At 34.2% G+C, this 11,282-nt stretch carries 13 protein-coding genes; 12 read left to right on the top strand and 1 reads right to left on the bottom strand.

The genetic code is table 11. The features are described 5' to 3' along the window. Window positions 1-24: 24 nt before the first annotated feature. From gcvH to DFQ05_RS06645, 6 genes are all read left to right on the top strand, one after another. Window positions 25-405, top strand: coding sequence for a glycine cleavage system protein GcvH (gene gcvH / locus DFQ05_RS06670; protein WP_132704622.1), 381 nt, complete (start codon window positions 25-27; stop codon window positions 403-405). Continuing rightward, window positions 398-772 (top strand): VanZ family protein, encoded by a 375-nt coding sequence (locus tag DFQ05_RS06665; RefSeq protein ID WP_132704621.1) that lies wholly within the window; start codon window positions 398-400, stop codon window positions 770-772. Before gcvH ends, DFQ05_RS06665 begins: the two co-directional genes overlap by 8 nt. 62 nt (window positions 773-834) lie before the next feature. Next, window positions 835-1,560 (top strand): energy transducer TonB, encoded by a 726-nt coding sequence (locus DFQ05_RS06660; protein ID WP_132704620.1) that lies wholly within the window; start codon window positions 835-837, stop codon window positions 1,558-1,560. 280 nt (window positions 1,561-1,840) lie between these two features. Further along, entirely contained in the window at window positions 1,841-2,632 is a 792-nt protein-coding gene (locus DFQ05_RS06655) for an energy transducer TonB (RefSeq protein ID WP_132704619.1), read from the top strand. Window positions 2,633-2,850: 218 nt separating this feature from the next. Beyond that, on the top strand, window positions 2,851-4,962 hold the full coding sequence (locus DFQ05_RS06650; protein ID WP_132704618.1) for an energy transducer TonB: 2,112 nt from the start codon (window positions 2,851-2,853) through the stop codon (window positions 4,960-4,962). Between the two features lie 49 nt (window positions 4,963-5,011). Beyond that, entirely contained in the window at window positions 5,012-5,644 is a 633-nt protein-coding gene (locus DFQ05_RS06645; protein ID WP_132704617.1) for a hypothetical protein, read from the top strand. An 11-nt stretch (window positions 5,645-5,655) separates the two neighbouring features. On the opposite strand, the gene DFQ05_RS06640 is transcribed toward DFQ05_RS06645, so the two are convergent. Beyond that, window positions 5,656-6,534 carry an MBL fold metallo-hydrolase gene (locus DFQ05_RS06640; RefSeq protein ID WP_132704616.1) on the bottom strand — a complete coding sequence of 293 codons (879 nt, stop codon included), beginning with the start codon at window positions 6,532-6,534 and terminating at the stop codon, window positions 5,656-5,658. Window positions 6,535-6,676: 142 nt separating this feature from the next. On the opposite strand from DFQ05_RS06640, the gene cyoE reads away from it, so the two are divergent. From cyoE to DFQ05_RS06610, 6 genes are all read left to right on the top strand, one after another. After that, window positions 6,677-7,570 carry a heme o synthase gene (gene cyoE / locus DFQ05_RS06635; RefSeq protein ID WP_132704615.1) on the top strand — a complete coding sequence of 298 codons (894 nt, stop codon included), beginning with the start codon at window positions 6,677-6,679 and terminating at the stop codon, window positions 7,568-7,570. Next, window positions 7,571-8,161 (top strand): cytochrome c oxidase subunit 3, encoded by a 591-nt coding sequence (locus DFQ05_RS06630; RefSeq protein WP_132704614.1) that lies wholly within the window; start codon window positions 7,571-7,573, stop codon window positions 8,159-8,161. 36 nt (window positions 8,162-8,197) lie between these two features. Continuing rightward, on the top strand, window positions 8,198-9,196 hold the full coding sequence (locus tag DFQ05_RS06625) for a cytochrome c oxidase subunit 3 (RefSeq protein WP_132704613.1): 999 nt from the start codon (window positions 8,198-8,200) through the stop codon (window positions 9,194-9,196). A 19-nt stretch (window positions 9,197-9,215) separates the two neighbouring features. Beyond that, window positions 9,216-9,662, top strand: coding sequence for a cytochrome C oxidase subunit IV family protein (locus tag DFQ05_RS06620; RefSeq protein ID WP_132704612.1), 447 nt, complete (start codon window positions 9,216-9,218; stop codon window positions 9,660-9,662). 90 nt (window positions 9,663-9,752) lie between these two features. Further along, window positions 9,753-10,454: a hypothetical protein gene (locus DFQ05_RS06615; protein WP_132704611.1), complete on the top strand. Its 702-nt coding sequence runs from the start codon at window positions 9,753-9,755 to the stop codon at window positions 10,452-10,454. Window positions 10,455-10,457: 3 nt separating this feature from the next. Next, on the top strand, window positions 10,458-11,225 hold the full coding sequence (locus DFQ05_RS06610) for an SCO family protein (protein ID WP_132704610.1): 768 nt from the start codon (window positions 10,458-10,460) through the stop codon (window positions 11,223-11,225). The last annotated feature ends 57 nt before the right edge of the window (window positions 11,226-11,282 follow it).

Below are 11,282 nucleotides of genomic sequence, written 5' to 3'. Positions count from 1 at the left end.
GCTAAGCAATAAAACAAATTAATTATGAATATTCCAGCGGACTTAAAATATACAAAAGACCACGAGTGGGTAAAAATTGAAGGTGATACAGCAACTGTTGGTATTACAGATTTTGCACAAAGCGAACTTGGTGATATTGTCTACATAGAAGTAGAAACAGTAGATGAAACTCTAGATGTCGAAGAAGTTTTTGGTACAGTTGAGGCTGTAAAAACAGTATCTGACTTGTTTTTACCATTAAGTGGTGAGATTATCGAGTTTAACGAAGCTCTAGAAGACGAGCCAGAAACGGTAAACTCAGACCCTTATGGCGCTGGTTGGATGATTAAGGTAAAGTTCTCGGATGAAAGTCAAATAGAAGAGCTTTTATCTGCTGATGATTACAAAGCCTTAATTGGTGCTTAAGAATCCCAGAGCTGTCCTTTTAGTCGCTATACTCTACACAATAGTCTTATTGTATTTTACATTTGCTAATGCAGAGAATGTTTTACCTGATACCAAAATAAAGCATCAAGATAAAATCTTCCATTTTATTGCGTACACAGGTTTAGCAATACTCTGGTGTTATAATTTTATATTATATAGACTAAAGAGGCCCCTTTTAATTGGGTTTGCTTCAACTTTAGTTTTAGGTCTTTTTTTAGAATTAATACAAGAAAAGGTTAACCCTCTAAGAACTTTTGATGTCTTAGATTTAACAGCAAATGGTTTAGGAGTTTTACTTGGTACAATTGTTGTTGCATTATTTTTTAGAAAACTAAAGTTAAAATAATATTACAGCTTGTTTTTTTAAGTAAATATTAATTAAATTAGCATCTTACAACAAATATAATTATGGAACCTAAAAAGAATCCAAAATCAGACGTAAGTCGTAACAGCTCAATCTACTTCGCTGTTGGTTTAGTGTTAATGTTATTAGTTACCAATTTAGCTATTAACTACAAAACGTATGATAGAAGTGACATCGCGTTAGATGGTTTAAATCTAGATGATGAGTTAGAAGAAGAAATTCCGATTACAGAGCAAATAGTAACGCCACCACCGCCACCACCACCGCCACCAGTAGCGCCAGTGGAAATTGAAGTTGTAGAAGACGAAGAAGAAGTTGAAGAAACGGTAATCGAATCTACAGAAACAGAGCAAGACGCAGAAATCGTTGAGGTCGAGGAAGTAGAAGTAGAAGAAGTTGAGGAAGACTTAGAGGTTCCTTTTGCAGTTATCGAAAATGTGCCAGTTTTTCCAGGATGTGAAAAAGAGAAAGGTAATAATGCTAAGAAAAAATGTATGTCTGAGAAAGTGGCAAAGTTTGTAAACAAAAAGTTTAATACAGATTTAGCGAGTGACTTAGGTTTATCTGGGAGACAGCGTATTAGTGTATTCTTTAAAATAGATAAAACTGGAAGAATTGTTAATGTTGGAGCAAGAGCGCCACATCCAGGATTAGAAAAAGAAGCTAAGCGTGTTATTGGTTTGCTACCACAAATGAAACCAGGTAAGCAAAGAGGCAAGGCTGTAACAGTGCCTTACTCACTACCAATTTTATTCCAAGTACAAGACTAAGAAAGCTTAGATTTAAAATATTAAAAATCCCGTTCAAAATTAATTGGACGGGATTTTTGTTTTAGAACCTATTTGGATTTTTTGAGTTTAAGCGAAAATTAAAAGTTTTGCTGACATGTTGAAGTCATTTTTTAGTTGCATAGCCGAGCTACGGAAATTAAAAATGACAAGGACAAGCGACAAAAGATAAATTTTTTAGCAAATTCAAAAGGTCCAAATAGGTTCTTGGTATGCTTCTTGTGACTTTGACACAATATTAACATTTTAATTATCATATATTATGAAAAATCAAAGTCAAAACAACAAAAGCGTTGGTCAGAACGCTTCTGAAGTGAGAAAATCTCAAAAGCACGAGGTTAATTTACAAAAAAACTCCACACTGTATTTTCAAATTGGGCTAATCCTATGTTTATTGGGAACCTTTACCCTTTTTGAAATGCGGTTTGAGAGTAAAATAATTAAACCAGAGCGACCAGAAATTGATGTCGAGGTCTACGATGTAGCCATGACGGACGTTAAGGTTTACGAGCCAGAGGTAAAGCAAGAAGCAAAAAAAACACCTAGTAAGAAGTTACTTGATACTTACGTTCCACAAGACAACGATACTCCAGAGCCTAAAGTTGAAGATATTATTACACCAGACATAGATGTTTCTGATAAGAAATTAGTTAAGATAGAAGACATCAAAGACCCAATAGATACTCCAGTCGATAACTTTAACATTAAGAATGTTGAGTTTGTTCCAATTTTCCCAGGATGTGAGAAGTATAATTTAAATTCAGAACGAGAAAAATGTCTTAACGAAAAGATGAATAAGTTGGTACAAAGAAAATTCAATACTGACATAGCAAGTGATTACGGTTTATCGGGTGAACAAAAAATCTATGTTACCTTTACAGTCGATAAAACAGGTCATATTAAAGATATTAAAACCCGTGCACCACACCCAAAACTTCAGCAAGAAGCAGAGCGTATCGCTAATAAAATTCCAAAAATGGAACCAGGTAAAATGGGAATTACTCCCGTTAATGTAATGTACAGTTTACCTATAAAATTCAAAGTTCAAGATTAAACTAAACCGTCGGTCTGAGTTTTTCTGAAAAGAAATGTATCGAGAACAAGGTTTGGTTATATACTCACTTCTAAATATATCTTGAAAGTATTTATTAAGTGAGGCCTTTCATCAATCATTTATCGAAGTGAAAGTCGTTATTTTTAATAACGGCTTTTTGTTTTTATACGCCATTAAAAAAATAGTATCTTTCGATTGTAATTTAAGCTGAGTCATCAATGCGCTATTTTTTTGCTTTCGTTTTTCTATTTGTTTTGTCTAAAAATGCTGCACAATCCGAAGTTAATTACCAAAAGCCACCAATTTTTGCAGATTGCCAGTCAAAAGCATACGAAGAACTTCAAGACTGTTTTAGATTAGAGCTTCATCGTTTTATTTTTAAAACTTTCGAAATACCAGATGTTGTTGATAAAGAAAACTATAAAGGCGATGTAAAGGTGCTTTTCGAGGTGGATAAAGAAGGAAAGTTTCAAATTATTTTTGTCGATGCTGCTTATGAAGAATTAAAAGACGAAACTAAGCGTGTATTTTCAGAATTGCCAAATGTTACACCAGCCATGTACGACGGTAAACCTACCTATGTACAATACTCCACCAAAATCAATATTCCGTTAATGTATCCTCTAGAAGTTGAGTTTTCACCAGAAACTTCGAAAAAGGAAAAAATAAAATCAAAAGACGACACCTTGAATGCTACGCTCTCTAACGAATTAGACAGTATCACAGCGTCTCTTAAGCCATATGACAAACGCGAATATAGTAGCCAGCTAAACATTCCATTTACACATTCGTATTACTCGCGTTTCGATGCTAATATGAATGTTATTGGCGCAAATTCGCACACAGCAGCTAAACCATTTATTTACAACGATGTTGCGCCATATTACGATTTTAAAGCAGAAAAAGAAAGCTTAGCAAAAGACGCGCATTCATGGATTGGTCGCAAACTTTGGAATGAGCATTTGGTGCAAGTACAGTCTAAAGATTACTGGTTTACCATCGACCCAATCTTAGATTTACAAGTAGGAAGTGATTCTGAAGGTGGCTCGACCTACAACAACACTAGAGGTGTTTTTATACAAGCAGGATTAGGAAAAAAATTCAATTTTACGACCTCTTTTTTTGAGAGTCAGGGACGTTTTGCAGAGTATTTTAATCAGTATGCAGAAAGCTTAAAAGCCTTTGGCCCAGACCCAGCAATAATTCCGGGTCGTGGGATTGCAAAACGTTTTAAGGATGATGCTTATGATTATCCGGTAGCAGAAGCGTACCTTTCTTACACGCCTGCTAAATTTTTAAATGTACAATTTGGACATGGCAAAAATTTTATAGGTGACGGTTACCGCTCTTTATTTCAAAGTGATGTAGCAAGCCCTTCACCTTTTTTAAAGACTAACCTTAACTTTTGGAAAATAAAATACACAAGTACGTGGATGTGGCTAAAAGATGTACGGCCAGCAGTGGTGCAAGACGGTGCCTTTTTAACAAAATATATGGCTAACCATTATTTAAGTTGGAATGTATCTAAACGTCTCAATCTTGGTTTTTTTGAATCCGTAATTTGGACCAACTCCAACGACCGAGGGTTTGATGTCAACTACTTAAATCCACTAATCTTTCTGAGAGCGATAGAATTTAGTACAGGACAAGATGCGGGTAATGCCGTTTTAGGATTATCAGCAAAATACAAATGGAATAATAAGGTGAATTTATACGGACAGTTTATAGTAGATGAATTCTCGTTATCCGATGTTAGAGATGGTAACAAAAGCTGGAAAAACAAGTTCGGCTTTCAGTTAGGTGCTAAATATTACAATGCGTTTAATGTTGATGGATTATTGCTACAAGCCGAATATAACCAAGTACGTCCGTATACGTATTCTCATAATACCATTGTGCTTAATTATGGGCACAATAACCAATCTATGGCGCATTTATGGGGTAATAATTTCCGAGAATTAGTTTTAATTGGTCGCTACAACAATAAACGATGGTTTGCGGATGCTAAGTTAATTTTTGGAGAGCGCGGCTTTGATTTTAGAGATGGTGGAGATACCTTCTATTATGGTGGCGATATTTATGGCACAGAGAACGACCGACCTAGCGATACAGGCATAGAAATTGGACAAGGTAATAACACTTCAGTTTTTCATGGGGAACTCATGGCGGGTTATATAATTAATCCAGTAAGTAACTTAAGAGTATTTACCAATATTAACTATCGTAACTTCGACCCGACGGCAGAAACTGCATTTGTAAATCGCACCAACACCACTTGGATTAGCTTTGGTGTCCGTACGGACTTGTTTAATTGGTATAATGATTTTTAGGAGTTAGTTCAATGAATATATCAATAAGAAAGATTTAAGTGAATTAGATATGAACTCTAAAATTTTAGAAAAAGAGCTTAGAATAGATGAAGAATTGCAGGACGACTCTGTAATTACAACTTATTTAAATTTAGTTTCAGAAAATATTAAATCGAATAATAAAAAGATAACAAGAAATTCATTTTGGCTTGTTTTGAGTTTTCTGTTTTATATCCTTATTAAAGACTATGAAGATTCTTTAGAGACAATTTCTATACAATTTGTAACTTTAAAAAACAATCTTCTTTTATTAAACTTAATACCAGTTTTTTTTTCGTTTCTTTTTTTTCAGAACATAGCTCTTTGGAATAACAATATCAATCTTATTTCTCTTTTTGATAAATTATCTTCGAGATTATTCAAATTACCTGTATTATCAGATACTAAAAATGTTATTAAACCATTCTCCTTTCTTCATCATGTAGTAAACTATCAGTATAAGAACAAAAGGGTGAATGAAATTTTAAAAATACCTTTGACTATAGTTTTTTTAACTGTAATCATTTTCCCATTATTATTTCAGGTATATGCTATCTATCAAATAGCAATAAACAATTATCCGACATTTGTTTCAATATCTTGTGCTGTATTAACATCAATATTGTTATTGTCTTCAATAATACAAGCAGTATCTAATCGATAAAGAGATTTTTTTTACTTTCCTTTCAAACTCTGATAAAACGTTACACGAATACGTTCACTATTAATAAAACCACTACCATAACCTAAGTCATCATATTCTTTTGTTAGTGATTCATCAGCTTTAACTTCATCTTCTGTTTTACCTTCAGCAATGGCTTGAGAAATATTGGCTTTTAAGGTTTCGAGCATTTTTAAGAAAGCTCTATAATCTTCTTTATTCGCAATAGTGCCATGGCCTGGAATAATCTTTGTTCCGTCATCTACTAGAATAAAACCACGTTTTACAGCTTCGATATAACCGTTAACACTTCCGCCTGAATTTAAATCTATATAAGGATAACGACCTTTAAAGTAGGTGTCTCCAGTATGTAAAATATTACTTTCAGTAAAATAGAGCATGGCATCACCATCTGTATGAGCATTGGCTACATGAAACACGCCAACGGGCTCACCATTAATGGTTATATAAAGTTGTTCCTTAAATGTAATAACAGGCAAGGCTTCTTTTGGGTTGTTGCTGCCATCCCGCCGTGGATTCAATAATCTTGTTTTAACGTTATTGTGGGCAATAATGGTAGCACCTGCTTTTGCCATGTTTTCGTTTCCACCTGCATGGTCACCATGCCAATGCGTGTTTACTAAAAACTTTAGCGGTTTATCGCTTAGGGTTTTTATTTTGGCTAAAATCTTTTCAGATAAAGGTGCAAATTGGTCGTCAATAACAAAAACACCATCCTCGCCAACAGAAACACCAATATTTCCTCCAGCTCCAAAAAGTACATATACATTTTCTGATAGTTTTTCGGACTTTATTTCAACATCATCAAAACGACCTTGCGAAAACCCAATAGCACTAGTTAAAACGATTAAAAAGGAGAAGAAATATTTCATGTTTATTTTATATTTTAAAGCGAATGTGTCGCTCAAATTTACGCTTTCTTACATAAAACGTTTAAGTTTAGTTAATAACTAGGTTTTTACGTTGTCCAAAACTAATTTTCAAGTTATCTTTGCAGTCGCAAATAAATTAGGATTGAGCACTGTAAAATCTACCATTTCTATAGCGTCTATTTGGACGGATTTTAAAGAAATTACCAAAATGGGATTATCTGTTGTAGTGGTATTCTCTTCTATTGCCGGTTATTTTTTAGGTGCAGAGTCTTTTAGCTTTTCTACATTTTTATTACTCTGTTTTGGTGGTTACTTTATGGTAGGTGCTTCTAATGCCTACAACCAAATAATAGAAAAGGATTTAGATGCTTTAATGGATAGGACTAAGAATAGACCAATTCCGGCTGGGCGCATGTCGGTTAGCACTGCCTTCGTTATCGCCGTTGCATTCACTATAGCAGGTGTGGCTACACTATACATAATTAACCCAAAAACGGCAATGTATGGGGCCATTTCTATATTTCTTTACACTTGTGTTTACACACCATTAAAAACAAAAACGCCTATTGCGGTATTTGTTGGTGCTATTCCTGGTGCCATTCCTTTTATGTTAGGTTGGGTTGCGGCTAGAGGTAATTTTGGAATTGAGGCAGGAACGCTTTTTGCCATTCAGTTTTTTTGGCAATTCCCACACTTTTGGGCTATTGGTTGGTTTTTACACGAAGATTATAAAAAAGGTGGATTTTTTATGCTCCCAACAGGAAAACCAGATAAGGCTACAGCCGTACAAATCATCCTGTATTCAATATGGACGGTTATCGCTTCAATTATTCCTGTTTTTGGGTTTACGGGAGACTTAAAGCTAACCATCGTAGGCGCTATTGTTATTTTTCTTTTAGGAATGGTTATGGTGTATTGCGCACTTAGACTTTTTAAGTTAAGAACAAATAAAGCGGCAAAACAGTTAATGTTATATAGTGTTACTTACATCACTTTGTTACAAATAGTTTACGTTGCCGATAAATTTTTAAGCTAAATGGATTTAACTCAAGGAACACAACAAGAAAAAGAAGCACGCTCTAAAAAAATGATGCTTTGGTTTGGTATTGGCTCATTAATAATGACGTTTGCCGGACTAACAAGTGCTTTTATTGTAAGTAGAAAGCGCGAAGATTGGTTAACAAATTTTGAATTACCACAGGCTTTTACCATTTCGGTTGCCGTTATCATAGCTAGTAGTTTAACAATGATTATGGCAAAGCGCGCCATGAAGCAAAACAACAGTAGCCAAGCCAGTATTTGGTTGTTGCTAACACTTGGTCTTGGAATTTATTTTATTGTAAATCAGTTTGAAGGTTTTTCGCAATTCGTAGCTCAAGGTTATAATTTTACAGGGCCAACTAGTAATGTTACCATATCATTTATTTATGTTATTGCGGTGGTACATATTTTACACGTCGCAGCAGGTTTAATTAGTTTAATTGTAGTGATTATTAATAACCTAAATAAAAAATACACCTCAGATAATATGTTAGGTCTAGAATTAGCGGCACAATTCTGGCATTTTGTAGACATTTTATGGGTGGCTCTATTTCTATTTTTATATTTTTTTAGATATATAATTTGATTATTTTTGTCAAATCTTAAAATTTAAATACGTTATATGGATACTACAGTAGCAAATACTGGTACAGAAGGTAAAACTTGGGGTGGTGGAAACAGACCACTAGGCGCAAGTTACGGAAAGTTGATGATGTGGTTTTTTATCGTATCGGATGCCTTAACATTCTCAGGATTTTTAGCAGCATACGGATTTTCAAGATTTAAATTTATTGGTGAATGGCCAATTGCAGATGAAGTGTTTACGCACGTTCCGTTTTTTCATGGGAATTATCCTATGATATATGTAGCGTTCATGACATTTATTCTTATTATGTCTTCTGTAACTATGGTACTAGCTGTAGATGCAGGACATCACATGAATAAGGCTAAAGTTACGCTTTACATGTTTTTAACCATTATTGGTGGTGCAATTTTTGTTGGTTCTCAAGCTTGGGAATGGGCAACATTTATCCAAGGCGATTATGGTGCTGTACAGACCAAAGGTGGAAATATTTTACAGTTCGGAGAATACGTAGATGTCGATGGTGAACAAAAATTCAAACGCATATCTATTGACGATTTTGCGGTTCCTGTAGCCGATGTAAGAGTGGAGCACGAGCGTAAAAACGGATTGTGGTTTGTGGACGAGGCGCCACTTCCAGAATATTCGGTAAATGAAATTTACAAGGGTCTCGAGGCTAATCCAAACATCTTAGTACGTAACCAGATTATTAACGAAGAAGGCGAGAAAACAGTATTGTCAAGAGAAGAGTCTCTTAAACAAATCAAAGAAAATGGTCAGTTAGTTGTTAAAGGCGCTAACTTGGTTGTAAACGAATACGGAACGTCACTCTTCGCAGATTTCTTTTTCTTTATCACAGGTTTTCACGGATTTCACGTTTTCTCTGGAGTCGTAATTAACATCATTATTTTCTTTAACGTAGTTCTTGGGACCTACGAAAGAAGAGGAAGCTACGAGATGGTAGAAAAAGTAGGACTATATTGGCACTTTGTAGATTTAGTTTGGGTATTTGTATTTACATTCTTTTACCTAGTTTAATTAAAATAATAGCATAACAATGGCTCACGCACATAAATTAGAAATATTTAGAGGACTTTGGAAATTTAAGTCCAACACACAAAAGATTTGGGGTGTTTTAGCATTTTTAACTTTAGTTACAGCAATAGAAGTTGTATTGGGTATTTACAAGCCAGAAAGTTTAATGCATACGTGGTTAGACCCAATGGAAGGTGGTTTTTTTGCAACACTTTACAACATTATCTTATCACCTTTTATTTATATGAAGCCTTTAAACCTTATTTTCATATTATTAACTATCGTTAAGGCTTACTATATCACTTGGGACTTTATGCACATGAGAGACGAGAAATCAAGTTTACGTCGTGCAGTAGTATGGACAGGTGTTTTTCTAATATGTTACTTAATCTTTATTTTATTACAAGAAGGAGGTTATGTATTTGAAGTTTACAATACAGATGACGCTTTAATTAAGAGAGATTTTTAATCATTAAATGAGTTTACACTGAGCTTGTCGAAGTGTTAATATGATATCAAAAAGGTGGTTTATATAAACCACCTTTTTTATTTTTGCACTATGAAAAAGAACAACGCCAAACGCAATACTATATTAAGTATTTTATTCTTTTTACCGGTGGCATTTATAATAATAATGATGCTATCTAAAGACAATTACAATCCATTAGATATAGTAAATAAAAACGTTAAAGAATTGCCTAATAATGAAGAGAATATATCTCTAAAAAATCATATCACGTTATTAGCATTTTTTGGCAAGAATCCCTTGCAACATTCCGTTGCAGCACTAAACTTAAAAGAGTTAGTCTACGATAGAACTAAAGGTTTTAAAAAGTTTCAAGTTGTAGTGTTATTGCCTAAGGAAGCAAAGGCTGAAGCAGAACAATTACTAAAGCAAATTAAGTCCTACGAAGATTTAAGATTTTGGCATTTTGTATATGCCGATGATGCAGATATTAAAAGCGTATATAATAGTTTAAAAACGCATGAGCCTCTAAGTGCCAGTTTATCAACAAATTCGGTTTTTATCGTAGATAAAGATAGATATCAACGCGGAAGACTAGACGATAGAACCAAAAAAGAAATAGAAGAAAAAAAACCTAGCTACCCGCTTTACGGGTACGATTGTATTGCTGTTTCAGAATTAAAAAATAAGTTGGCAGCAGAAGATATGCGAGTGCTGTTTAAAGAATATAGAGATAAAAGAACTGGTAAATTTGAAGGTTCTACAACCCGCAGAGCAGACGATTTAAAAAATTAAAACATGGCTAAGAAAACAAATTATTCTTACATAGGAATAGCATTTATAATCTTGGTTTTTGGGATAATTTTTATTCCAAAAATTATAGATAGATTATCTAACAACGATATCACGCGTGAAGAAAGTCGAAGTAAATCTGTGTCCACTCAAGATTTAGAAAACGCTTCAAACAATATCCAGTCGGATTTAGTGTATATTCCAGATGGTCGCGGTGGAAACCGAAAAGTACCAGCGTTTAGTTTTACAGACCAAAACGGAAAGACAATTACCAATGAAGATTATTTAGGTAAGGTGTATTTAGTAGAGTTTTTCTTTACAACATGCCCAACGATATGTCCAAGAATGAATTACAATTTGGTGCAAATTCAAAATGAATTTAAAGACTATGAAAACGATTTTGGTGTAGCCTCTTTTACAATAATGCCAGACGTGGATACACCCGAAGTTCTAAAGGCTTACGCCGACAAATACGGAATTACTAACCCAAATTGGCACTTAATGACGGGAGATGAAGAACAAATTTACAAACTAGCCAATGAAGGCTTCTATCTATATACAGCCAAAGGTGAAGATGCGGCAGGTTTTGAGCACTCGGGTAACTTTGCCTTGATAGACAAAGAAGGGTATATCCGTTCGCGATTAACATCTAAGGACAATCCTTTAATTTATTACAACGGAATTATTTCTGAAGAAGAAGGCGTTGATGATGAAGGTATTCCGCAAGAAATAACAATTTTAAAAGAAGATATCGCTAAACTTCTAAAAGAATAAAAAACTTATTTTTTTTGGTCACTGAGGTAACTCGAAGTGACCCAGTAATACAGAATT

The sequence above is a fragment of the Winogradskyella wandonensis genome, from assembly GCF_004346845.1.
Lineage (GTDB): Bacteria > Bacteroidota > Bacteroidia > Flavobacteriales > Flavobacteriaceae > Winogradskyella > Winogradskyella wandonensis.
The sequence above is the reverse complement of the archived record's forward strand: the minus strand, read 5'-3'. Positions and strand labels throughout refer to the sequence as shown.